Origin of the sequence: Burkholderia sp. 567 (genome assembly GCF_040545115.1) — a bacterium.
In the GTDB taxonomy this organism is placed as follows: Bacteria; Pseudomonadota; Gammaproteobacteria; order Burkholderiales; family Burkholderiaceae; genus Burkholderia; species Burkholderia ambifaria.
This window is the reverse complement of record NZ_JBEPLG010000001.1, coordinates 1,163,809-1,188,649: the sequence shown is the minus strand read 5'-3', so window position 1 is coordinate 1,188,649 and position 24,841 is coordinate 1,163,809. Positions and strand designations below refer to the sequence as shown.

Sequence of the window (24,841 nt, the reverse complement as noted above, 5' to 3'; positions counted from 1 at the left end):
TCCTTATTGGGTTTCCAGTTCGCCGAGCAGCGCGTCGATCGCGCTCGCCGCGTCGGTCTCGCCCTGTGCCGCGCAGGCCGCGTCGATCGCGTCCGCGCAGCGTGCGAGCGTGCGGGTGTCGAACAGCGTGCGCAGCGGCAGCGCGAGACCCCAGTGCAGGTTCGCCTGCGCATGGGCCTGCGTCGCGAGCAGCGAGTGGCCGCCGAGCAGGAAGAAATCGTCGTCGCGGCCGATCGCGTCCACATGCAGCACGCGTTGCCAGATCGCCGCGAGCGCGCGCTCGGTGTCGGTCGCGAGTTCGACGGCCGCAGCCGCCTCGCGCACCGGCGCAGGCAACGCATGGCGGTCGCACTTGCCGTTCGGCGTAACGGGAAGCGCGTCGAGCTCGATCAGCTGCGACGGCACCATGTACGCCGGCAACTGCGCGCGCAGCGAATCCAGCAGTGCCGCGCGGTCGAGCGACGCCGCGTCGCCGCGCGCGACATAGCCGATCAGCTGCTCGTCGCGCACGATCACGACCGCGTCGTGCACGCCCGGCGCCATGCGCAGCAGCGCCTCGATTTCACCGGGCTCGATCCGCTGGCCGCGCAGCTTCACCTGCGTGTCGACGCGGCCGAGGTAGTCGAGTGCGCCATCGGCGCGGCGCCGTGCGAGGTCGCCGGTGCGATACATGCGCGCGCCCGGCACGAACGGATCGGGCACGAAGCGCTCGGCGGTCAGCGCCGGGCGGCCGAGATAGCCGCGCGCGAGGCCCGCGCCCCCCAGATACAGTTCGCCCGTCGCGCCGGCCGGCACCGGCTGCCATGCCGCGTCGAGCACGTGCAGCTGCAGGTTCGCGATCGGATGGCCGATCGGCACCGCGACGGCGTTCGCGTCGTCGGGGCCGCAGGTCCAGTGCGACACGTCGATCGCGGCTTCCGTCGGCCCGTACAGGTTCACGAGCATCGCGTTCGGCATGAGCCGTGCGACCTTCGCGACGAGTTCGGGCGCGAGCGCTTCGCCGCTCGCGACGATCAGGCGCACGCTGTCGCATTGCGCGGCGGCCGAGAAGTCGTCGAGATACGCGGCGAACGCGGCCAGCATCGACGGCACGAAGTGCAGCACCGTCACGCCGTGCGCGTGGATCGCGGCCGCGAGGCGGGCCGGATCGCGGTGGTCGCCGGGCGCGGCGATCGCGAGCTTCGCGCCGATCGCGAGCGGCCACACGAATTCCCATACCGACACGTCGAAGCCGAACGGCGTCTTGTGCAGCACGACGTCGTCGCGTGTCAGCCGGTACGCGTGCTGCATCCACGCGATCCGGTTCGCGAGCGCGCCGTGCGAGTTGCCGGCGCCCTTCGGCTTGCCGGTCGAGCCGGACGTATAGATCAGGTACGCGAGCCGGGCGTCGTCGATGTCGGTGTCGGCTGCGGCTTCGTTCGCTTCGCCTGCTTCGTCGGCGAGCAGATCGGCCACCGTCAGCAGCTGCGTCGTCGCGTCGTCGCCGAGCGCGGCCTCCACCTGCTCGCGCAGATGGGCCTGCGTGATCGCGACCGCCGGCCGCGCGTCGCGCAGCAGGTATGCGATGCGCTCGGCCGGATAGTCGGGATCGACCGGCAGGTACGCCGCGCCGGCCTTCAGCACGCCGATCAGCGCCGTCACCATGTCGAACGAGCGCTCGACGCACAACGCCACGGGCGTATCGGGCCGCACGCCGCGCCGGCGCAATGCGGCGGCGACGCGCGTCGTGTTCAGGTCGAGTTCGCGATAGGTCGCGCGTTGCACGGCGCCGTCGGCATCCGCGTATTCGAGCGCGATCGCATCGGGCGTCGCCTGTGCGGCGGCCGCGAATTGCAGATGCAGCGGCTGCCGCTGCGCGGGCGGCCACGTCCGCGCGGTGTCCTGCGCACGCGCCAGTGCGGCGCGCGCCGCGTCGTCGGCAATCGACAGCGTGCCGAGCAGCGCATCCGGCGTGCGGGCCAGCGCGTCGAGCGCGCATGCGAACGCGCGGTGCCAGGTCTCGACCTGGTGCGCATCGACGCGTGCGGTGTCGTAGCCGTAGTCGATCGTCAGTTCGGCACCGCTCTCGATCACGAGCGTCAGCGCGAAATCGGTCGCTTCGATGCTGCGCACGTCGCTCAGCGCGAGCGCGCGCGGATCGGCGTCACGCACGGTCTCGTCGACCGGATAGTTCTCGAATACGACCAGCGTGTCGAACAGTGCGCCGCCGGCGCCGCGCGCCCAGCGCTGGATATCGGCGAGCGGCGTGTACGCATGCTCGGCGGCGGCCGCGTTCTCGCGTTGCAGCGCCTGCAGCCAGTCGGCCGCGCGCTGCTGCGGCGCCGGCGCCGTGATCACCGGCAGCGTGTTGATGAAGAGGCCGAGCACCGTGTCGACGTCCGCGAGCGCATCGGGACGGCCCGCGACGGTCGCGCCGAATGCGACGGCCGGCTGGTGCGTCATGCGCTGCAGCGCGAGCGCCCACGCGCCCTGCACCAGCGTGTTGACGGTCAGCTTCAGCGCACGCGCCGTCTGTGCGATGCGCGCCGTCGCATCCGCGTCGATCGTCGCGCGCCACGTGACCATCTCGGCGTCGGCGCGATCGGCCACGCGTTCGGCGATCAGCGTCGGTGCGTCGAGCCGCGCGAGCCGGTCGGTCCAGAAGCGTTCATCCGCGGCACGATCGCGGGTGCCGAGCCACGCGATGAAGTCGCGATAGCGCAGCGCCGGGCGGCTCGCGAACGGCGACACCGCATCGGGGTCGCGATAGTCGCGCAGCACGTCCGCGAGCAGCCGCGCGGTGCTCCAGCCGTCGAGCAGCACGTGGTGACGCGTCCAGACGACGCGCCACGCGTCATCCGTCACGCGGATCAGCGTGAGCCGCATCAGCGGCGGCTCGCGCCAGTCGAAGCCGCGGGCGCGGTCGGCCGCGAGCCATGCGTCGAAATCGGCGTCGAGCGTGTCGCCGCGCGTGCGCCAGTCGAGCTGCTCGACCGGCATTTGCGCATGGCGATGCACGCATTGCAGCGGCGCGGCCTCGTCGGGCATCACGCTGGTGCGCAGGATGTCGTGGCGCGCGACGGACGCGCCGAACGCGGCCGCGAGCCGGTCGGCGTCGAGCGCCGTCGCGGTCGCGACGAGCTGGTTCACGTAGCTGGCATGACCGGGCGCGAACAGCGCATGGAACAGGATCCCCTGCTGCATCGGCGACAGCGGATACACGTCATCGATCGTGCGCCAGTCGAGCGGCGCGCGTTCGATCGCGGCCTGCGTGAGGCCGGCAGCCTGCGCGAGCGGGAAATCGCCCGGCGTCGCGCCGCCGCCGCGATGCGCGACCCGCGACGCGCAGGCATCGGCGAGTTCGCGCAGTGCGGCGGCAAAGCGCGCCGCGAATGCGTCGATCGTCGCGCGCTCGAACTGCGGCGCGCCGTAGACCCAGTGAACCTTCAGCGTGCGTGCGCCGTCGCGATCGGTATCGAGGAACGCATGGATCGCGAGCGTGTTGCCGAGCGGGCCCTGGCGATCGCGCTCGATGCCGGTGCCGCCGAAGCGCGGCACGAGCGTCGCGTCGCGCGGCGCGTCGAACTGGCCGAGATAGTTGAACGTGACGCGCGGACGCGGCACGGCGGCCAGCGCCGCACGCGTCGCCGCATCGCCGTAGTGCGCGAGCACGCCGAAGCCGAGCCCCTTGTGCGGCACCGCGCGCAACGCATCCTTGACCGCGCACAGCGTGTCGCGCGCGGTGGCTTCGACCGGCAGCGTCACCGGATAGTGGCTCGTCAGCCAGCCGATCGTGCGGCTCGCGTCCGCATCGTCGAACAGCGCCTCGCGGCCATGGCCTTCGAGTTCGACGCGGCAGGACGCGGCGCCGCGGGCACCGGCCAGCGCCAGCGCGAGCGCCGCGCCCAGCAGTTCGATCGTCTGCGTGCGATACGCGGCGTGGGCGTCGGTCAGCGCGGCGCGGGTCAATGCCGCGTCGATCGTCTGCACGACCACGGCCGCATCGGCGTTCGTCGCCGGTGCGTCGGGATGATCGGGCACGAGATCGTCGCCCTGGGCCATGCCGGCCCAGTATGCGGTTTCAGCGACGAACGGCGAGGCGGGCTGCGTCGCGGCACGCGCCAGGCGGGCGGCCCATGCATCGGCGCGCAGGCCCGGCTGCGACAGGCGCGCGGGCGCGCCCTCGCACGCGGCGCGATACGCTGCGTCCAGGTCGTCGAGCAGGATGCGCCACGACACGCCGTCGACGATCGCATGGTGGATCGCCAGATACAGTTGCGTCGAACCGTCAGGCAGCCGCGCCGCGCACGCGCAGGCGAGCGGCCCGCGGCCGAGGTCGAGGCGGCACTGCAATGCGTCGAAGCGCGCCAGTGCGTCGGCTTCGTCGCGGGCGGCGACTTCGACGAACGGCAGCGCGTCGTACGGCTTCGCCGCATCGCTCGCGTGCCACTTGCCGTCCGCGCCGCGCGCGAAGCGCTGACGGAATGCGTCGTGATGGGTCAGCAATGCATCGAACGCACGCGCGAAGGCATCGGCGTCGAACGGGCCGCGCACGTCGAACGCGACCGACTGGTTCCAGTGGCCCGGATGCGGCACGTCGAGCGCGAAGAAGCGCTGCTGCGCGGGCGTCAGGATCGCCGCGGCAGCCGGTGCGGACTGCGCCGGCGCAGGCGTTGTCGTTGCAGCGCCGGCGTCCCCGGTCTTCGCGACACGCGCGAGTTCGGCGACCGTCGGGCCGTCGAACAGCTGCTTCGGCGTGAAGCGCACACCGCGCTTGCGAGCGCGCGCGATCACCTGCAGCACGAGGATCGAGTCGCCGCCGAGTTCGAAGAAGTTGTCGTCGCGACCGACGTGCGGCGCCTTCAGCACCGCTTGCCAGACTTCGGCGAGCGCCGTCTCGACCGGGCCCCGCGGCGCATCGCCGGAAGCCGTCGCCACCGGCGCGGCCGCCCGTTCGCGCAGCGCCGCACGATCGATCTTGCCGTTCGCGGTCACCGGCAGGCCGGCGAGCACGACGAACTGCGCGGGCACCATGTAGTCGGGCAGCGTCGCACCGAGCGCCGCGCGCACGGCGGCCTCGTCGAATGCCGCGCCGTCGCGCATCACGACGAACGTCGCGAGCCGCAGGCGGCCGTCGTGCTCGATCGCGAGCGTCTCGGCCTGCGTGATCGGGCCGGCCGCGCGCACCGCCGCGCTCACCTCGCCCGGCTCGACGCGATAGCCGCGAATCTTCACTTGATCGTCGATGCGGCCGAGGAACGCGAGACGGCCGTCCGTGCGCAGACGCACGCGGTCGCCGGTGCGATACAGGCGCGCACCAGGCGTGAACGGATCGGGCACGAAGCGCTCCGCGGTCTGCGCCGGCCGGTTCAGGTAGCCGCGCGCCACGCCCGGCCCGCCCAGATACAGCTCGCCCGTCGCCCCGGCCGGCACGCATGCGCCGAACGCGTCCAGCACCAGCGCGCGCGCATTCGGCAGCGGCATGCCGAGCGGCACGCCGCTCGCCGGATCGCGCGCATCGGCCGAGATCGATGCGGTATCGCATGCAATCGCGCCGACAGTCGCTTCGGTCGGCCCGTAGTGGTTGATCACGCGGCAGGCCGGCGCGAGCGCGGCCAGGCGCGCAACGAGCGCCCACGTCAGCGTTTCGCCGCCGGTCACGAGCGCGTGGCGCGGCAGCACGTCGGCCGGCACGCGCGCGTCGAGCAGCGCCTGCAGATGGCTCGGCACGATCTTCAGCACGCCGACGTCGCGGCGGCGCATTTCCTGCGCGAAGAGGTCCGGATCGAACGCGCACGCGGCCGGCAGCAGGTGCAGCGTGCGGCCCGCGCACAGTGCGCCGAACAGCGTCGTGTGGCCGAGGTCCGCGGCGACGGTCGACACCATCGCGAACGACGCGTCCGGCGCGAACGCGAGTTCGTCGAGCATCCCCTGCACGTAATCGGCCAGTGCGCCGTGCGACACGACGACGCCCTTCGGCGTGCCGGTCGAGCCCGACGTATAGATCAGATAGGCGCCCTGTTCCGGATGCGGTGCGACGCGCACGCCGGCCGCATGGGCGAGCGTCGCGTCCTGCGCGAGCGTGTCGACGTCGAGCGGCTGGGCGTCGATGCCGGCCGGCCACGCGGCCAGATCCGCGACGAGCGCGCGGCGTGCGCCGCAATCGGCGGCCGCGGCAGCCAGGCGCGCGGCCGGCTGCGCGGGGTCGAGCAGCACGGCCAGCGCGCCGGCCTTCAGCGCGCCGAGCAGGCCGACGACGAAGCGGGCCGAACGCTCGATGCAGACGATGACGGGCGCTTCGGCCGTCACGCCGTGCAGTTTCAGTGCATGCGCGATGCGGTTCGACGCGTCGTCGAGTTCGGCGAACGTCAGCGACGCCGACGCATCGGCCAGCGCGACGCGATGCGGATAGGCGGCCGCCTGCCGCGCGAATGCAGCGACGATGTCGGCGTGTTCGATGCTCAGCGCACGGCCGTCGCGCGGCTGGCGCGTCGCCGGCGATGCATCGCACGGCAGCGCGGCCGTCGCGCATTGCGGTTCTTGCGCGGCGCACGCGAGCAGCGCCGCATAGCTGTCGAGCCATGCGCGCGCGGTATCGGCGTCGATGCAGTCGGTCGCGTAGGCGGCGACGAGTTCGATCCCGTTCGCGTCGTCGGTGAAGTCGAGCGCGAAGTCGAAGCGCGCGGCGAGATCGGGGCCTGGCGTCGCAACCGCGGTCGCGCCCGGCAGCACGCTGTCGTGCCGCGCATCGAACTGCTGCGCGAATTTCACGCGCAGCCATTCGTCGCCGCGCTTGACGGGCGGCTTCACCGCATCGACGACGCGCTCGAACGGCACGTCCTGGTGCGCGACCGCGTCGAGCGCCGCCGTGCGTGCCGCGTCGACCAGCGCGCGGAACGGCAGCGTCGGCGCCACGCGCACGCGCAGCGCGACCGTATTCAGGAACAGGCCGAGCAGCGCGCGCGTTTCCGGGCGCTGACGATGCGCGACCGGCACCGCGACGACCACGTCCGTCTCGCCGGTCAGGCGCGACAGCCATGCGTCGAGCGCGGCCAGCAGCACCGTGAAGACGGTGGCCTGCGCGTCGCGCGCGAGACTCCGCACGTCGGCCGCCACCGCGTCGGGCAGGCGGACCGACACGCGTGCGCCCTGCAGCGTGCGCGTCGCGCCCGGCTGGCGGTCGACCGGCAGCGCAAGCGGGCCCGGCACGTCGCGCAATGCGCGGCGCCAGTAGTCGAGCTGACGTTCGCCTTCGCCGCCGGCGAGCATGTCGCGCTGCCAGTCCGCGTAGTCGGCGTACTGGATCGGCAGCGCGGGCAATGACGGCTCGCGGCCTTGCGCGTATGCGCGGTACGCGGCTGACAGCTCGTCGAAGGCGCAGCGCGAGCTCCAGCCGTCGGTGATCGCGTGGTGTGCGGTCAGCAGCAGCCGGTGGCGATCGTCGGCGAGCACGACGAGCGTCGCGCGCAGCAGCGGCCCGCGCGACAGATCGAACGGCGCGCCCGCGTCGCGTTCGGCAATGCGGGCGGCTTCCGCGTCGCGTGCCGCCGGCGGTTGCTCGCGCAGGTCGAGCGTCGTGATCGTCACCGGCAGATGTGCATGGATGCGCTGCATCACGATGCCGTCGTCGTTGTCGACGAGCGTCGTGCGCCACGCGTCGTGCCGACCGATCACGTGGTCGAGCGCGCGCTGCAGCGCAGCGCGGTCGAGCGCGCCGTCGATCGTCCAGTGCGCGGCGATGTGATAGGCAGCGCTTGCGTCGCGCGTCTGCGCGAGTACCCAGAAGCGTTGCTGCGCGAGCGATGCCGCGCGATCGACATGCGGCACATCGCTATCGGCCGGCGCGTGGCGCGCGGCGATCGCGGCCAGCGGCTCGCCCGTCTCGCGTTCCGCGCGATCGACGTGCGCGGCGAGCTCGGCCAGCGACGGATCGGCGAACAGCGCGTCGAGCCGCAGGTTCACGCGCAACGCGGCGCGAATCGCGGCCTGCAGTTGCATCGCGGCGAGCGAATCGGCGCCCAGTGCGAAGAAGCGGTCCTCGCGCGACGGCGTCGCGTCGAGGCCGAGCAGCGTCTGCCAGAAGCCGGCGATCTGCGCTTCGGTCGGCGTGCGCGGGGCGTCGCCCGCCGGTTGTTCGGTGTCGCGCGCGGCGGCAATGCGCTCGCGCAGCGCGGCACGGTCGATCTTGCCGTTCAACGTATATGGCAGCGCATCGCAGCGCACGAACCGGTGCGGCTGCCACGCGGCGGGCAACTGCGCGCCCACGTGCGCCTTCAGCGCCGCATCGTCGGCGGCCGCGCGCAGCGCGACGCACGCGATCAGCCGCGTCGGCCCGTTGCCGGTTTCGGCGATCACGGCCGCGTCGGCCACCGCCGGATGCGTGCGCAGGCACGCGGCGATTTCCGCGGGCTCCACGCGCACGCCGCGCACCTGAACCTGATCGTCGAGACGGCCGAGATAATCGAATGCCCCGTCGGCGCGCAGCCGCGCGAGGTCGCCGGTGCGGTACACGCGCGCACCGGGCTCGCCGTGCGCATCGGGAATGAAGCGTTCGGCCGTCAGCGCCGGGCGGCCGTGATAGCCGCGCGCGATGCACGCGCCGCCAAGAAGCAACTCGCCGCCCTCACCCGACTCACCGGCTGCGTCGCCATCGATACGCGCGACACGCGGACCGATCACGCGGCCGATCGGCAGCGACGCATACGCATCGTCGGCAGCCAGCTCCGGCGTGTCGCCCGGCTCGACCGGCCACAGCATCGGCGAGATCACGGCCTCGGTCGGCCCGTAACCGTTGATCAGGCGCACCGACGGGAAGGTGCGGCGCACGAATTCGAATGCCTGCTGCGGCAGCGCTTCGCCGCCGAATGCGAGCACGCGCAGCGCCGGCGGCACGCCGTCGCGCGCGGCGAGCGCCGCGAATTCGCGCAGGTAGGCCGGCGGAAACGCGGCGACGCTGACCGATTCGCGCACCATTAGCGCATGGGCGGCGTCCGGCGCGAACGGCTGCGGCGGCGCAATCGTCACGCTCGCGCCGACCGCGAGCGGCGCGAGCCAGCATTCGTGCGCGGCGTCGAAATTGACCGACGCGAAATGCAGCAGGCGGTCGCCGCCTTCGATCGGCAGCGCGGCCGCGAGCGCGTCGCAATGCGCGGCGAGCGGCCCGTGCTCGACGACCACCGCCTTCGGCGTGCCGGTCGAGCCCGACGTATAGATCATGTAGGCGGCTGCGCGCGGATGCACCGGCGCGTCTTCGTCGTCGGGGAACGCAGCGGCATCCGCGTCGTCATCGGTGGCCGACATCGCGTCGAACGCGTGTTCGAACGGCGCGCCGAGCGCCGCGCGGGCCGCCGCATCCACGATCCCGTGACGCAGCTGCGCATCACGCACGATCCAGTCGAGGCGCGCGGCCGGATGACGCGGATCGAGCGGCACGAACACGCCGCCCGCCTTCAGTACGGCCAGCAGCGCGACGAACAGCTCGCACGAGCGTTCGACGCACACGCCGACCCGCACTTCCGCGCCGACCCCGGCCGCGCGCAGTTGACGGGCCAGGTGCGACGCACGCGCGTCGAGCGCGCCGCGCGACAGGCGCAGATCATTCTGGAAAGGCGCGGCGAGCGCGGGTGCGTCCGGCGCACGGCGCGCCAGTTCGCGAATTCGATGGTGCAACGCAGTCGGGAAACTCGTCATGTGCGTGAAGTCCTTCGGTCCGGCCGCTTCGGCCAAGTCTCGGGGCCGCAAGGGGCGGCTTCACTGGTGTGACGAACGGCGCGGCCGGTTTTTTACCGTTTTGCGTGCAAAGTCCGAACGAATGCACTTTTTTGCGATGCGACTAAATATTTGCGCGGCCCGTTCGTCTATCAGGAAGGAAAGCCGCAACCGGGCCCGGCCCGCGCGCTGCTTTCACGTCAGTCTTGCCGTTTCCGCACGGTTTGCTTGCCCTTCATTTACCGACGTTGCCGATGACAGCCGCCCACGAGCCTTCTTCCCCGCCGTCCCTCGACGCCTCCCCCGGCCGCCCCGCGGCCCGCCTGATCCTCGCGCTGCTGCGCGAAAGCCGCGCGTCGCTCGCGCTGGCGCTCATCGCCTGCGTGCTCAACGGCGTCGCGAGCGTGCTGCTCGTCGCGACGCTGAACCGCGCGCTCGCGCAGCCCGGCGCGGCCGATGCGTCGCTCGCGTGGCGCTTCGCGCTGTGCGCGGTGATCGCGCTCGTCACGCGGATCGTGTCGGGCACGCTGTTCGCCCGGCTGTCGCAGGACACGATGGCGCGGCTGCGCGTGCATCTCGCGCGGCGCGTCGGTGCGGCCGAGCTGCGCGACATCGAGCGGATCGGCGCGGCGCCCGTGCAGTCGGTGCTGACCGACGACGCGACCAACGTGTCGATGCTGTTCTTCGCGCTGCCGAACCTGGTGATGCACGGCTCGATCGTGTTCGGCTGCCTCGGCTATCTCGCGTGGCTGTCGTGGCCCGTGTGCGTGCTCGCGCTGACCGCCATCATCGCGGGCTCGCTCGGCTATCACACCGGCGATCGCCGCGCGATCGCATCGCTCGAGGCGGCCGGCCAGGCGCAGGACCGTCTGTTCGGCTATCTCGGCTCGCTGTTCTCCGGCGCGAAGGAGCTGAAGCTGCACGACGCGCGCGCACGCCAGTTCGTCGACGGCCAGCTCGGCGCCGCGATCGGCGAGGTGCGCGACCACCGTCGCCGCGCGTTCAGCGCGTATGCGGTCGGCGTGGGCTGGATCATCTTCCTGTTCTACGTGTTCCTCGGCGCGGCCGCGTTCTGGCCGCAGCTGGGCGTGCATGCCGATCCCGGGACGGCGGCCGGCTACGTCGTCGTGTTCCTGTTCATGCTGGTGCCGCTCGACGGGCTGCTGAACAACCTGCCGACCGTCAACGCGGCGCGCGTGTCGCTCGGGCGCATCGAAGGCGTGATGGCCGAGTTCGGCGCGCTGCGCACGGTGCCGCCCGCGAGCGACGCGCCCGACGTGCCGCCGGCCGGCGCCGTCACGCTGCGCGGCGTCACGCATGCGTACTTCCACGAGCGCGACGAGCGGATGTTCCGGATCGGGCCGATCGACCTGACGATCCGGCCGGGCGAGCTCGTGTTCATCGTCGGCGGCAACGGCAGCGGCAAGACGACGCTCGCGAAGGTGCTGACCGGGCTCTACGAGCCGGAGGAAGGCACGATCGAGGTCGACGGCCGCACGATCGGCTGGCGCGAGCGCGCCGCGTACCGGCAGCGCTTCAGCGCGGTGTTCAACGACTTCCACCTGTTCGATGCGCTGCTCGGCATCGTCGATCCGGACGATCCGGCGCGCACGCAGGCCGATGCGCGCGCGAACGCGCTGGTCGCGAAGCTCGCGCTCGATCACAAGGTGAAGGTTGTCGACGGCGCGTTCTCGAACCGTGCGCTGTCGACCGGGCAGCGCAAGCGGCTCGCGCTCGTCGTCGCGTATCTGGAAGACCGTCCGTTCTACCTGTTCGACGAATGGGCGGCCGACCAGGATCCGTCGTTCAAGGCCGTGTTCTACGAGCAGCTGTTGCCCGAGCTGCGCGCGCGCGGCAAGGCCGTGATCGTGATCACGCACGACGACCGCTATTTCGATCTCGCCGATCGGCTGCTGAAGCTCGACAACGGTCAGATCGTCAGCGACACGACGCCCGCGCGTTCACGCGCACAAGCGGGTGTCGATGCGCTGAGCGCGTAAGCAGGTCGTGAACACCGGCCGCCTGCGCGCAGCGATTGCGGCGCGCAGGCGGTGTCAGGTTCGAAGGATCGTGAAGAGCCGGAAGGAAATGTGGTGCGGCGTGCCTGCATACGCGTGACGCCACGGAGATGTTGCAGCTCGTTAGGACGGCATGCGAACGGCAACGCAGTTCCCGACCATACCGCCCCGCCCGCTCACGACGCGCTGCCGCCGTTCAACGCCCGACGGCCGGCAGCTTCAGCATCGTATCGGTCATCACGTCGGCCAGCTTGAGCGCCGACATCGGCCCGCCGAAGCCCCAGATATTGCGCTCGATGAGCGCGATCCGGTGGTCGCGCAGCGCGGGCACGAACCGCCACACCGGCGAATCGAGTTTCGACGACAGCGGCACGTCCATCCCCGTTGCGGTGACGAACAGCACGGCGAGATCGCGTTGCCGGAGCAGATCGGCGGACGTCACGTAGAGCGTGCCTTCCCGCGTCGGCTTCCGCGGCCACGGCTCGAGCCCGAGCGCGCGTGCCAGCCCCGCCGACGTGCTGTTGCCCGTATAGGCCCAGTAGCGGTCGGGCAGACCGAGATCCTGCAGCAATGCGATGCGTTCACCGCTGCGCCCCGCCGCCTTGAGCCGCGCCGCATTGCGGGCGATTCCCGCGTCGAGTTGCGCTTCCACCGCTTTCGCACGTGCGTCGCGCCCGGTGACGGCGCCGATCGTCCGGAAGATCTCCCGCATCCAGTCGAGCTGCGTGACGGGCACGCCGTCTTCCGACACGTTCGGGCTGAACTGGAACAGGATCGTCGGCGCGATCCGGTCGAGCGCGGCGAAGATCGGCGCATGCCGGAAGCCGACGCCGATGATGAGATCGGGCTTCACCGCGGCGATCGCCTCGAGCCCCGGCTCCTGGCGTGAACCGATGTCGGTCACGTGCGCGAGCCGGTCGCTCCCGTAGCCGAGCCAGCCCGGATAGAACGCCGTATCGGCCATGCCGACCGGCACGAGGTCGAGCGCGATCACGCTTTCTGCGAACATGAAGTCGAGCGCTACCACGCGTTGCGGCCGCACGGGCATCGTCGCGCTCGCCTGCGATACGACGGGGTTGCCGGCGAGCGAGCGGCCCTGTGGCGACGCCGTGCTGCCCGGCCCGCCATGTGCGTCGTTAGCGAATACGACGGCCGGTGCAACCAGCGCGCCGCAGCACGCGGCGCCGAGCGCGGCCAACGCGGCGAGCGCATGGCGGCGGCCGGCACGCGTCACCGGATCGCGTCCTGCCCGGCCAGCGCCGCGTCGTCCATCGTCAATAGCAGGGGGCAGCTTCCACACAGTTGCGTTTCTCCAGGAATTTCATAGCGCAGGCAGCACACGCGGCGTGCGCGAAACGGTGTCGGCAGCAGCGGCGAGCGCGGCACGGCATCGCGCACCGGCAGGCGCAGCGGATTCGGCTCGCCGCGCACGCAGGACGCGCCGAACAGCCAGTCCGCATCACGAACGGGATCGGCCGCGCACGGCAGCGACCGGTACGTGTCGAGCAGATAGTCGAGCAGGTTGCCCGCGTTGCTCCACAGCACGCGCGGCGTGACGCGGCCCATTGCCGCGAGCAGGTCGATCACCGCGCCGAGATGCGCGACGAGCCCCGCATAGCGCGGCGCGGGCTCGCTGCACGGCGCGCCGAGCGCGTCCGGCGCGAAATACAGCGCGGCCGGCATCCCGTCGTCGAGCGCGACGAACGTGCGTTCCGGCGCCATGTCGAGCGGCCGGCCGAGCGTCAGCGCGGCCACCACGCCGGCGGGCGCCGCGCGGCCGAAGTAGTACTTGCTCCATTGCGACATCAGCGCGCGCGCATGCTGCGCCGGATCGCCGCCGTAATGGCGAACCATCGCGTCGAGCACCGCGTCGCGATGCTCGGGTAGCGCGCTCACGGGCACGACGATCCGGCCCGGCGCGTGCGTGTCGTCGGGCATCCCGAGCCATACGACGTCGAGATGCTCGGCGAATGGTTCCGGCGCGAACGCGGAAAAGCGCGTGGCGCATGCGCCGTCGAGCGCCGGTGTCATCGCCCCGTGCGCCGGGCGCGGCGCCCCTCGACGATCAGCAGCCCGAGCAGATAAGGCGCGCCGATCAGCGCGGTCAGCACGCCGGCCGGCACTTCGCGCGGCGCGACGACCGTGCGGGCCGCCAGATCGGCGAGGCCGAGGATCAGCGCGCCGCACGCGGCCGCGAGCCACAGCCGCGTGCGATGCCGGCGTGCGCCGAGCATCGACGCGACGTGCGGCGCCATCAGCCCGATGAAGCCGACCGGCCCGACGGCCGCGACGGCCGCGCAAGCCGCGAGCGTCGCGATCGTCAGCGCAAGCGGTCGCAACGCGGCGACCGGCAGCCCGAGCGCGGCGGCCTGGTCGTCGCCGAGCGCGAGCATGTCGAGCGGCCGCGCGAGCCACGCGAATACGGGGACCGCGAGCACGCACCACGGCAGCAGCATCGACACCTCGCCCCAGCTGCGGCCGTACGTGCCGCCGACGAGCCAGACGACGAAGCGCGCGGGCTGCACGCTTTCCTGCGTGATCAGCCATTGCGCGAGGGTGGTCCACAGCGCGCCGATCGCGATACCGGTCAGCGCGACCGCGAGCGGTGCGTAACGATGCCGATGATTCAGCGCGAGCGTGATCGCGAGCGACAGCGCACCGCCGGTCAACGCGGCTACTGCGAGCGTCACGTGGCCCATCAGCGGCCACGTCGACAACGCGAACAGCGTGACGAGCCCCGCGCCCTGCGTGACGCCGAGCACTTCGGGGCCGGCGAGCGGATTGCGCACGACGCTCTGCATCGCGACGCCGCTCACGGCCAGCAGCGCGCCCGCGAGGAGCGCGCACAGCAGCCGCGGCATGCGCAGGTCGATCAGCATCCGCGCGAGCGCATCGTGGCCCGACAGCGCGGCCAACCAGCGCGCGGGCGACAGCCATTCGGGGCCGGCCGACACGCCGACGAACACCGCGAGCACGCCGGCCGCGACGAACAGCACGGTGCGCAGCGGCCAGCCGAGCCCTTCGAGCCAGCCGACCACGCGCGTCGAGCCGCTGCCGGCCGCGCGTTCGGCTTGCGCATGCAGCACGCCCGACCACGCGGCGCCGCGCCGGATCATCGCGAGCATCAGCGGCGTGCCGACGAGCGCGATCGCGACACCCGTCGACAGCGTCGCGTCGAGGCCCGACGCGAGCACCGCGCTGTCGGTGACCAGCACGAGCGCACCGCCCGCGAGCGCCGACAACGGCACCAGCACGCCGAGCCGCGCCGCGCGGGCCCCGCGCACCTGGCGCAGCAGGTTCGGCGCGACGAGCCCGACATACGACAGCGGGCCCGCGATGCTGACCGCGACGCTCGTGAACGCGACCGCGACGATCGTCGCGGCGAGCCGCGTCGCATCGACACGCACGCCGGCCGCGGCCGCCGCCTCGTCGCCGAGCGCGAGCGGATTCAGCGGCCGGATCACGAACGGCAGCGCAAGCAGCGGCACGACGAGCCAGCGCGCGGCGAGCGCGAGCCCGGTCGCGCCCGGTTGATAGAGACTGCCGTTGGTCCACAGCGCGGCGCCTGCGATGTTCTGCTCGAAGAACGCGAGCACGAGCGTCGACAGCGCCGCGAACAGCAGCATGCAGACGCTGCCCGCGAGCACGAGCCGCAACGGCGTCGCGCGCCAGCCGCCGGCCGCGACGATCGCGCATGCGGCGGCGATTAGCCCGCAGACGAACAGCAGCGGCACCGATGCGACCCCGGCGAGCGCCGGCACCAGCATCGCCGCGAGCAGGCCGAGCTGCGCGCCGCCCGTCACGCCGAGCAGGTCGGGCGACGCGAGCGGGTTGCGCGTGAGCGACTGGAACAGCGCGCCCGCGATGCCGAGACAGCCGCCCGCGACGAGCGCGGCCGCGACGCGCGGCAGGTTGAGGTCGAACAGGAACACGCCCGCGAGCGCGGCGGCGTCGCTGCCCGGCACGGCGCTCCACCACACGCGCAGGTCCGGCGCAACGCGCAGCACCGCCAGCACGGCGATCAGCACGACGAAGCCGAGCGCGATCGCACCGGCGCGGCGGCCGGATACCGTGCCCTGCCCGCTCGCCGCGAGCCGCTGGCGTCCCGCGACCGTCGTCATACGGCGATATCCCGGTCGACCGCGTGCTCGAACGCGTGTGGGGTGCCGGATGGCGGCGGCCCATAGGCCGGCACGCACATCGGCGCGCCCGTCTGCGGATGCGCGAGCTTCAGCATGTCGACGCCGAACGCGGCGCGCAGCTGCGCCGGCTCCAGCATCGCGTCGGGCGAACCCTGCGCGACGAGGCGGCCGGCCCGCATCAGCACGATCTCGTCGCTGTACGCGGCCGCCTGGTTCAGGTCGTGCAGGACCCACACGATCGTCAGCCCGCGCGCGCGGTTCAGTGCGCGCAGCGCGTCGAGGATGTCGAGCTGGTGATGGATGTCGAGATAGGTCGTCGGCTCGTCGAGCAGCACGATCGGCGCCTGCTGCGCGAGCGCCATCGCGATCCACGCACGCTGGCGCTCGCCGCCCGACAGCGCGCCGACGTCACGCTCGGCATCGCCCGCGAGGCCGCTCGTGTCGAGCGCCTCGTCGATCGCCGCATGGTCGGCACGCGACAGCCCGCGCAGGAAGCCGCCATACGCGTAGCGGCCGTACGCGACGAGCTCGCGCACGGTCAGCCCCGAAGGAATCTGGTTGAACTGCGCGAGCATCGTGAGCTCGCGCGCGAGCGCGCGACGGCGAAACGACGCGAGCGGCCTGCCGTTCACGTCGACGTGGCCCGCACGCGCGGGCTGCAGGCCCGCGAGCGTACGCAGCAGCGTGCTCTTGCCGCAGCCGTTCGGGCCGCACAGCGCCGTTACGCGGCCGGCCGCGATCGACAGGTCCAGCCCGTCGATCACGACATGGTCGCGATAACCCACCGTCAATCCGCGCGCGGCAAGCGCGGCGGTACTACGCGTCATCGGTCCTCCGTTCGGTCGCGCGCGGGACCGTGTAGCTCTGCGCCATCGCCACGACCACCTTGCGCGGCCCTTCGAACGGGTCGCGCGCATGCGCGGTCAGCATGTTGTCGAGCATCAGCACGTCGCCCGTGCGCCACGGGAACACGATGCGCTGGCGCTCGAGCACCCCGCGGATCTCCGCGAGCGCGTCGGCCTCGAGCGGTGCGCCATCGCCGTAGTACACGTTGCGCGGCACGTTCTCGAGCCCGACCGCATCGACGAGCGCTTCCTGCATGTCGTCGTCGAGCGCGGACAGGTGAAACAGGTTCGCCTGGTTGAACCACACGCGGTCGCCGGTGCGCGGATGGCGCGCGACGGCCTGGCAGCGTTCGCGCGTGCGCAGCAGCAGTTCGCCGTCGTCGTCGGTGCGCCATGTGCATTCGATCCCGCGCGCCGCGCACATCCGCTCGACCTCGGCCGGCTCGTCGGTGCCGAACGACTGCTGCCACGGCAGGTCGAGCCCCTGGCCGAAATTGCGCACGTACAGCAGCTCGCGCTGCTCGAAGCGCGCGACGAGCGCCGGATCGAGCGCGCGATAGACCGCGCGGCTGTCCGCGATCGGCGTCGCCCCGCCCTTCGGCGCCGCGAGCGCGCAATGGAACCAGATCCGCAGCGGCCACTCGCGCGTGTACGACTGCTCGTTGTGCAGCGGAATCGCGCGGTGCGGCGGGTATTCGGTCGACGTGTAGACGGCGCCTTCGACCTGGCTGCGCGGCGTCGACGCGTATTCATAGCCGATCAGCGGATCGCCGAACGATGCCGCGAACTGCTGGAACGCATCGATCGACGGCACGTGAAAGCCCGTGAACAGCACACCGCCCGCCCGTTCGAGCGTGTCGGCCGCGATGGCACGCGCGAGCGGCGCGACTTCGTCGATCGACATGCCGTCGGCGCCGCGCGGCGACACGACGGTGGGCAGCCCCGGCTCGATACGCAGGTCGTCGAGCGTCGGCAACGAAAGCAGGGTCATGCAACGTCCTCTTCAGGTGGCGCGCCGCCAAGCGCGGCGCAACGGGTCACGACGCGCGCGTCGCGCGCTCGCCGTCCATCGCGCGGCGCAGGCTCGCGGGGCGCATGTCGGTCCAGACCGTCTCGATGTGCGCGAGGCAGTCGGCCTTCGGGCCGCGCACGCCGACCTCGCGCCAGCCGGCCGGCACGGGCCGGAACGTCGGCCAGATCGAATACTGTTCTTCGTCGTTGATGACGACCGTGTAGACCAGGTCGTCGGTGTCGGCGGAAGGCGTCGTGGCTTGCGTCATGATCGGAAAAAAGCGGGAGACGGTTGAAGGAAGCGAAGCGGCGAACTGTCGAATCGGCCGCTCCTGTCTTGAAGACGATTGGCCGGCGCGATTTTTTACCGCCGCCGCGCGCGACCGCCGAGAAACACCGGACACGCGACGCCGCGATGGCACGCGTCGAGACACTCCGCGCAGTGGCGCTCCGCGTCGCGCACCATGAAATGCACCAGCGTCTGCGACACGTTCAGTGCGCGCGCAGCCGTCTGCAGCGTCTCCTCGCGCAGCCGCACCATCTCGAACGCCGCGCGGCTGCGCGCCGGCAGATCGTCGAGCGCGGCCCACACGCGGCGCAGCGTGTCGCGCGTCATCAGCGCGGCCTCGGGCGTCGGTTCCGGCGACGGCACGTCGAAGCCGTTGTCCTCTTCCGTGTGATAGACGTTCTCGAGGCTTTGCCGGCGGCACGCGTCGATCGATGCGTTGCGCACCATCCGCGTCACGTACGCGACCGGCTGGCGCACCGCGTCCTGGTTCGGGAATTCGACGAGCTTCACGAATACGTCGTGGACGACGTCCTCGGCGCGGCTCGCGCAGCCGACGAAGCCGCGCGCTACGTTGACGAGCATCGCGCGATGGGCAATCAGCACGTCGAGCAGCGCGCCCTGCGCACGCGGTTCCTTGGCACGGCGCGCTCGCGGCGCGGGGCGCGGCGGCAGGTCCGGATAACTGCCGAGGAACGGGTTCGCCATTGCCGCTGCCGGGCGTTCGAGCACTTCCGCCATTGCCATCGATCTGCTCCGTCGAATTCCGAGATAAGGCAATTTAGCGTAAACGCAAATCATTCTCAATGCGATTACCGAATGCCCCTTCCGCTTGTCGGGATTTGTCTGATCAATCGTGGGAATCTGTGTTTTGGAGGATGAGCCGGAGCCATGGAGGCTGCGGCATTCAGATAGCTTTCGGCATGAAAGGAAAGACGCCCAATGCTAAAAACGGCCCGAATCCTTGCTGCGAGCGTCGTTGCGTCCGGTTCACGGTGCGCTCACCCGACGCGCGGCGCCCGCGTGGTGCCGGCGCAAGCTTTCATCATTCTAACGACGAGCATACGGCCGTCATTTGTCGTCGCGGAGTTAGTAGCCGCGAAATTTTGGGGTCGTACGACCGACTTGCCGATTCAAAGCGCGTGCCGGCCATCGCGGACGCGCATCCGCACGTCAGTAGATGAACAACCGGATCGTTGCGGTCGCATCGAATCGCCCGATCTTCGGCGGGCCGAACGATTTCAGCACCGCGTCCATCAACACGCCTTGATTCATCACGTTGGACGCGAACTGCGCCAGCGTGAACTGCTGATTGAACGGAATGGCCTTGCCCTGGCTGTCCTCGATGCCGATACCGAAATTGCTGTCCTTCGCCGGCACCAGCAAACCGTTCTGAACCGGAAAGCTCGTTTCGAAATACCCGTCGACCCGCACCGCGACGTTGCATTTCTTGGTCAAGGACAACGAGAACCGCTTGCGCGGCACCGCCGGCATGAAGCCGTTACCGGCCGCCTGCACCTGCCCGAAGTTGACGACGCCCGGTTCGGGCGTGACGAGCACGTCGACGAAACATGGCGTCGGCTTGAGGTTGCGCAGGCCGCTCAGCCGGTACTGGAAGCTCGGGCTGTAAGCATTCAGCCCGAACTCGCCGTCGAACTGGAATACCGTGTAGATGTCGCTCGGCGGCTGGACCCAGTTGCCCTTCTTGCGCACGACGACCTGATAGTCGATGCTGATGCGGGTCTGCTGGCACCGCCCGCGGTCGAAATCGTACCGGCTGCACGGCGGCACCGAATAGCCGGTAAACACGCCGCCGCCGCGATTGCTCGTCTTGTCGAAATAGTCGATGCCGCGGTAGCGGATGCCGATCTCGAGCCCCCACGCGGCCGGGTCCGTGCGATTCGGGTTCGCGTAGAAATAGATGTTGTCGACGACTCTCAGGCTGCCCGCGTCACCGAGATCCTTGTAGCAATACCCCGTCGTCGTGCGCACCGGAGAAACCCAGATCACGTAGCCGTCCGGCGCGTCGGTCGGATACGACGCCACGCCGCCGATCGGCTCGGTCAGCGAGGTCGCGCCGCTGTTGGTCAGGCACCGCAACGCCCACGCGGGCTGCGCCGCCACAACGAACAATGCGAGCACGATCCAGCGCAACCATGCCGCCGGCATGTGCCGTTCACGCGCTGCGCCGCTCATCGCTTCACGCTCTTGCAAGCACCCGCGTCGCACGCATATTCGACCGCCACCTGGCCGCCGTAATCGTCGATATGCGTGATGAACAGCGTCGACGGCGTCGCGCCCTTGAACGGCACGTCGGCCGTGCTCATCGGGTCCACCATCACGGGCTCGATCGGCACCGGTGTCTTCTGCGCGCCCGCCGTCACGTCGACCACCGTCACGTGGTACGGCGTCGGATTGTCGAACACGAGCCGGTGCGCGGCCGCGTCGACGCGCAGCGTCATCGGCAGCGTCCAGTCCTCGTCGCGCGCCGGCTGCACGCCCTTCGGCCGGTAGAACAGCTTCATCTGCGTATGCAGCGCGATCTGCAGCGTGTTCGGCGTATCGGTCTTCGGCGGCACTTCGCGGATGTTCAGATAGAACACCGATTCGCGATCGGCCGGCAGCGCGGCACCGGGCAGCTTCGCGATGCGCAGCACGTTGCGCTCGTTCGCCTCGACGCGCTGCAGCGGCGGCACGACCATCAGCGGCGACGTGATCTTGTTGCCGCGCATGTCCTCGAGCCACGACTGCACGAGATACGGATACGTCGTGCTCTTGTTGGTGATCGTGACGATCGCGGCCGGTTCGCCTTCGTTGAAGATCACGCGCGTGCGGTCCGGCACGATCGCCGCGTGCGCGACACCGGCGAGCAGCGCGCTGGCCGCGGTCAGGATGCACGCCGCGCGGCGCGGGAAGGAAAGAGAGAAAACAGGGTTCATGCGGGGATCCGTGAAATCATCGGTCGACCCGAGCGGCCGCTGCATGCGGCTCGCCGGGCGGCTGGCACGTCACCGGAATCGGCGTGCCTTCGAGTTGAAGCTGGCTCGGCAGTGTGTTCACCGCGCACAGCGTGCGTTCGCCTGCCCGCACCACCAGCGCGGATTTCGGCTGCACCTGGGTCAGGAACGCGGCGCCGGCTTCGCCGACGATGCCGAGCTCCTTGCCGTTCGCCGCGTCCTGCACGGATGCGCCGAACGGCAGCGGCTTGCCGGCCGCATCGGTCAGCGTCAGGTACAGGTTGCTGCCGCGCGCGGCGGAGAACTTCACGAAGCCGATCGCGCCGTCGGTCAGCACCATGCGCTGGATCGGGTTCGACACCTGCACCTCGAGCGGCAGCTTCTCGACGTTGACGGTCGCGTCGTACACGTTGTACGGCGAAATCCCGTCGAGCACCGCATAGCCGCGCGAGTCGGTATGCGTGAGCGTGCCGGACAGCGGCACGTCGGGCACACCGTCGGTCGATACCAGCAGGCGCGTATCGCCCGCGTTGCCGTTCGCATGCGCGGACACGCCGTACTGCGTCGCGACGAGCGAGCCATCGACTTCGAGCGACGCGGCCGCATACGCGTTGGCGAGCGTCGACGCCTGCGCGCTCAGCTGGTAGGTCGACGTGCGCTGGCGGAAGCTCGCGTTCGCCGACGCGCGGCCGTCGGTCGCGCCCGCGTTGATCTGGTACGTGCGGCCGGCCGGATCGTCGTAGATGTAGCCCGCGTTCGCGCTCGTGCTGCCGCTGCCCGTCGTCAGGTTCGATGTGACCGTGTGGCGGCCGCCGATCGGCAGCGTCGCGGTCACCGAGAACTGGTTGCCGCTCGCGCCCGCGCTTTGCGTGCGGAACGCCGACACGCTGACGTTCAGGTTGCGCAATACGCCGATCGAGAACGCGCGCGTGAGCGTGAGGCCGACCCGCCGCTCCGACGCGCGGGCCCAGTAGGTCGTCTGGTCGTACGAGAAATAGGTCGACGTGTCGCCGAAGCGCTTGGACATCGTCGCCGAGTAGCGTTGCTTGCTGTTCGCGAGGCCGTACGCGGTCGGGTCGCCCGAGAACTGCGCGAAGTTGGTGTACTCGCGTTCGGAGAAGCGATAACCGAAGAAGCGCACGTCCGCGTCGAGCCCGTCGAAGTGCTTCGAATAATTGATGCGATACGAGTTGCCGTTGCGCGTCGCGCCGTTCCACCACAGGTGCGCACGCGCATGCGTGACATCGGCCGATACCGCGCCGAACGTGCCGAAATCGCGGCCGACGCCCAGTGCGATCGACGTATAGCCCGACGCGGCGATGAAGCCGCCATACAACGTGATATCGAACGGCAACCCGTACGCGGCCTCGCCGAACCCGAAGAACGGCGTGATGCCGGCGCCGCCGAACTGCCGCGGCTTGCCGACGGCGGCCTTGTAGCGCAGCTGTCCGGTACGGGCGAGGAACGGCACCGCGGCCGTCGTCACCTGGAAGCGCTGCACGCTGCCGTCCTCTTCGTCGACCGTGACGTCGAGCGTGCCCTGCACGCTCGTGTTGATGTTCTGCAGCGCGAACGCGCCCGGCGACACGCGCGTCACGTACAGCACGCGGCCCGCCTGCGACACGGTCACGGTCGCGTTGGTGCGCGCGACGCCCGAGATCAGCGGCGCATAGCCGCGCAGCGAAGGCGGCAGCATGCGATCGTCGCTGCGGATCGACGCGCCCGTCAGCGCGAACGTGTCGAAAATGTCCGAGCTCAGGTAGTCGTCGCCGAACGTCACCGTCGACTGGATCGACGGCAGCGCGCGAAACGCGTAAAGCCGGCTGAAGCGGAACGTGCGGTCCGCATACGCCGTGTTGCCCACGTTCGACTGCGCCTGGTAGTCGCCGCGAAAGCGCCATGCATCCCAGTTCGCGCCGATCGTTCCGTAGGCCTGGATCGAATTCGTCTGTCCGCCGCCCGAACCGAAATTGCGGTTCGTGTTCGCGATCACGCGATAGTCGAGCATCGCGCCCGCAATCCCGTCGGACCAGCTCGACGGCGGCAGGTAGGTCGAATCGGTGAATTCGAGCGCGGCCTGCGGAATCGTGATCTTCAGCCGTCCGTCGCTCTTCAGGTAACGCACGGTCGCGCCCTCGATCGCGCCGAGATCGACGCAACGTCCGCCCTGCAAGCGCGGCAGGTCCTTCGCGAGCGACGGTTTCAGCCCGAACCGCGCGACGAGTTCCGGCGGCAGGCACGGCTTGCCCGCGCCGGATGCGTCGAGCGCGATGAACTGGATCGCCTGGAGCCCGTAGAACAGGTCGTTGACCTGCACGTCGAGCATGTACTCGCCCGGCAGCGTGAAGTCGGGCTGCGAGAACTGCGACAGGTCGACATTGCTGGTGCCGTCGATGTCGAGAAACGACGAATTGAATTCCGTCGCATGGCTCGGGCTGACGACGACCAGCACGCAGACGCAAAGGAAGGAATGTCTGATTCGCACGCGGCGCTACCGGAAATCCGGGGAAGTAGAGACGTGAAGGCAAGGAAGACGGAGAAAGGGTGTGCACACCCCTTCTCCGATACGGCGCTTACTGGTAGCGGACCGTGAAGTTCGCGACGCCGTCGGCCGTACCCGGCGTCACGCCGGCGGCCGTGGCTTCGTACATCGCCGCGAAGCGTGCGATGTTGGTGCCGTTTTGCAGCAGCGTCGGCGCCTTCTGTTCGGCGCCGTTGTCGAGGTATTCACCCGATGCGGACTGCAGGCGGATGCCCACGTTGGTTGCCGAACCGATCGTTGCGAGCAGCTTCGGCTGGCCCGCGCTCGACGTGCCCGTGAACGTGAAGTACGCGTTCTGCGCGATGCTGGTGTCGCAGTCGGTCAGCTTGATGTCGAACGACACCGCGTCCGACTTGTCGCCGGCTTGCTTGAACTTGTTGGTCGGCACCTTGCCGAGCTGCACGGTCTGGTTGACGGAGTTCGAATCGATGCCGCATGCGCCCGCGACGATCTCGCCCGTGAAGTTGATCGTGCCGGTGCCCGCTGCGAAGGCCGAGGTGGACAGGGCTGCGAGTGCGACCGCGCTCAGGAGGGATTTTTTCATGACGTTTTCCGTGAGAATTGCAAAGGGAACAGACGACGTGGCGGATACAAAAGGCAGCGTGTGGTTGGCTCCCGTCCGACACGAGGCGGCATTATCGAGATAAGCGTGAAGGGATTTTGTAAATCATTGTCAAATCTCAATGACAATCTTCGTTTTATGGGTTTCAAAACCCAATCCTTCCTGCCGGCCGTCAATTCCGATATTTTCGTCCGCAGTCCTTTTTTATTTTCCGGAACCAACTGAAAATTAAAGACATTTCCTTTTCGGACTTGAGAACCCCCCGCTTCTCCTTGCTGGACATAGCCTTTCGAGATACCCGACGTGAAATGCCAAAACTCTGTCCGATTCCGCCATCGTTGTCCTATCGCAACGAAAGCATTCGATGACTTTCAACTGACAGGAAATTAACGAGCGATATTCAACGCCGCGAAACTTTCGCGCAAACGATTGCGGAATTTTCACAAACGTTTTACCGCGACACTTTGTCGCCTCTTATTGTTCGCAATGCGCAAATTAATCGAATCGTCAACCCTGGATTAAAGCGGCGTGTAAAGCCGTGCGCGCCAAAACGACATCCGCGGCACTGGGTGGAGTCGGAATAAGAGGAAATCCGGCACGATCGGAGGCCGGCGGCGACGCGATCGGTCGCCGGGATGCGAGTCGAGTGGAAGGCGGCCCTTCAACCCGACTGCGTGGAGGAAAAACGGAGTCGACGAAGCGCGCATGCACGTGTCGTCGATCGTGGCCGGAAACCCGACAGACCGCGGCAGCGGCGACGCATCGCAATGCGCCGCCGCCACCTGGCCGAT

13 protein-coding genes are annotated in these 24,841 nt (G+C 70.0%); 1 reads left to right on the top strand and 12 read right to left on the bottom strand.

All coding sequences use genetic code 11. From position 1 onward, the window contains the following. Positions 1-3 precede the first annotated feature (3 nt). On the bottom strand, positions 4-9,669 hold the full coding sequence (locus tag ABIC50_RS05485; protein ID WP_354162129.1) for a non-ribosomal peptide synthetase: 9,666 nt from the start codon (positions 9,667-9,669) through the stop codon (positions 4-6). 272 nt (positions 9,670-9,941) lie between these two features. Here ABIC50_RS05485 and ABIC50_RS05480 point away from each other — a divergent pair, with 272 nt between their 5' ends. After that, a complete protein-coding gene (locus ABIC50_RS05480; protein WP_354162126.1) occupies positions 9,942-11,687 on the top strand; it encodes a cyclic peptide export ABC transporter in 1,746 nt (581 codons plus the stop codon). 214 nt (positions 11,688-11,901) lie between these two features. Here ABIC50_RS05480 and ABIC50_RS05475 read toward each other — a convergent pair whose 3' ends face one another. The 11 genes from ABIC50_RS05475 to ABIC50_RS05425 all read right to left on the bottom strand — a co-directional run bounded on the left by ABIC50_RS05475 (position 11,902) and on the right by ABIC50_RS05425 (position 24,032). Further along, positions 11,902-12,939, bottom strand: a complete 1,038-nt coding sequence (locus ABIC50_RS05475) for an ABC transporter substrate-binding protein (protein ID WP_354162123.1) — start codon at positions 12,937-12,939, stop codon at positions 11,902-11,904. Next, the gene (fhuF, locus tag ABIC50_RS05470) at positions 12,936-13,736 is read right to left on the bottom strand and encodes a siderophore-iron reductase FhuF (RefSeq protein ID WP_354162120.1); all 801 of its coding nucleotides are present in this window, start codon (positions 13,734-13,736) and stop codon (positions 12,936-12,938) included. The genes ABIC50_RS05475 and fhuF overlap by 4 nt, the downstream gene beginning before the upstream one ends. Further along, entirely contained in the window at positions 13,733-15,826 is a 2,094-nt protein-coding gene (gene fhuB, locus ABIC50_RS05465; RefSeq protein WP_354162117.1) for a Fe(3+)-hydroxamate ABC transporter permease FhuB, read from the bottom strand. Before fhuB ends, fhuF begins: the two co-directional genes overlap by 4 nt. Continuing rightward, positions 15,823-16,674, bottom strand: coding sequence for an ABC transporter ATP-binding protein (locus ABIC50_RS05460; RefSeq protein ID WP_354162114.1), 852 nt, complete (start codon positions 16,672-16,674; stop codon positions 15,823-15,825). The genes fhuB and ABIC50_RS05460 overlap by 4 nt, the downstream gene beginning before the upstream one ends. Then, positions 16,664-17,683 carry a TauD/TfdA family dioxygenase gene (locus ABIC50_RS05455; protein WP_126227824.1) on the bottom strand — a complete coding sequence of 340 codons (1,020 nt, stop codon included), beginning with the start codon at positions 17,681-17,683 and terminating at the stop codon, positions 16,664-16,666. The genes ABIC50_RS05460 and ABIC50_RS05455 overlap by 11 nt, the downstream gene beginning before the upstream one ends. Positions 17,684-17,729: 46 nt before the next feature. After that, positions 17,730-17,972 (bottom strand): MbtH family protein, encoded by a 243-nt coding sequence (locus tag ABIC50_RS05450; RefSeq protein WP_006753776.1) that lies wholly within the window; start codon positions 17,970-17,972, stop codon positions 17,730-17,732. A gap of 95 nt (positions 17,973-18,067) precedes the next feature. After that, positions 18,068-18,736: an RNA polymerase factor sigma-70 gene (locus tag ABIC50_RS05445; RefSeq protein WP_354162107.1), complete on the bottom strand. Its 669-nt coding sequence runs from the start codon at positions 18,734-18,736 to the stop codon at positions 18,068-18,070. A gap of 426 nt (positions 18,737-19,162) precedes the next feature. Then, entirely contained in the window at positions 19,163-20,185 is a 1,023-nt protein-coding gene (locus tag ABIC50_RS05440; protein ID WP_354162104.1) for a fimbrial protein, read from the bottom strand. Next, entirely contained in the window at positions 20,182-20,928 is a 747-nt protein-coding gene (locus ABIC50_RS05435) for a fimbrial biogenesis chaperone (RefSeq protein WP_354162101.1), read from the bottom strand. Before ABIC50_RS05435 ends, ABIC50_RS05440 begins: the two co-directional genes overlap by 4 nt. 16 nt (positions 20,929-20,944) lie before the next feature. Then, positions 20,945-23,431, bottom strand: coding sequence for a fimbria/pilus outer membrane usher protein (locus tag ABIC50_RS05430; RefSeq protein ID WP_471685964.1), 2,487 nt, complete (start codon positions 23,429-23,431; stop codon positions 20,945-20,947). 88 nt (positions 23,432-23,519) lie between these two features. Further along, a complete protein-coding gene (locus ABIC50_RS05425) occupies positions 23,520-24,032 on the bottom strand; it encodes a fimbrial protein (protein WP_011656811.1) in 513 nt (170 codons plus the stop codon). Positions 24,033-24,841 lie beyond the last annotated feature (809 nt).

Excerpts from the sequence above, each read along its gene's own strand:
- ABIC50_RS05485 (WP_354162129.1), bottom strand. The coding sequence starts at position 9,669 with ATGACGAGTTTCCCGACTGCGTTGCACCATCGAATTCGCGAACTGGCG.
- ABIC50_RS05480 (WP_354162126.1), top strand. The coding sequence starts at position 9,942 with ATGACAGCCGCCCACGAGCCTTCTTCCCCGCCGTCCCTCGACGCCTCC.
- fhuF (WP_354162120.1), bottom strand. The coding sequence starts at position 13,736 with ATGACACCGGCGCTCGACGGCGCATGCGCCACGCGCTTTTCCGCGTTC.
- fhuB (WP_354162117.1), bottom strand. The coding sequence starts at position 15,826 with ATGACGACGGTCGCGGGACGCCAGCGGCTCGCGGCGAGCGGGCAGGGC.
- ABIC50_RS05460 (WP_354162114.1), bottom strand. The coding sequence starts at position 16,674 with ATGACGCGTAGTACCGCCGCGCTTGCCGCGCGCGGATTGACGGTGGGT.
- ABIC50_RS05455 (WP_126227824.1), bottom strand. The coding sequence starts at position 17,683 with ATGACCCTGCTTTCGTTGCCGACGCTCGACGACCTGCGTATCGAGCCG.
- ABIC50_RS05450 (WP_006753776.1), bottom strand. The coding sequence starts at position 17,972 with ATGACGCAAGCCACGACGCCTTCCGCCGACACCGACGACCTGGTCTAC.
- ABIC50_RS05445 (WP_354162107.1), bottom strand. The coding sequence starts at position 18,736 with ATGGCAATGGCGGAAGTGCTCGAACGCCCGGCAGCGGCAATGGCGAAC.
- ABIC50_RS05440 (WP_354162104.1), bottom strand. The coding sequence starts at position 20,185 with ATGAGCGGCGCAGCGCGTGAACGGCACATGCCGGCGGCATGGTTGCGC.
- ABIC50_RS05435 (WP_354162101.1), bottom strand. The coding sequence starts at position 20,928 with ATGAACCCTGTTTTCTCTCTTTCCTTCCCGCGCCGCGCGGCGTGCATC.
- ABIC50_RS05425 (WP_011656811.1), bottom strand. The coding sequence starts at position 24,032 with ATGAAAAAATCCCTCCTGAGCGCGGTCGCACTCGCAGCCCTGTCCACC.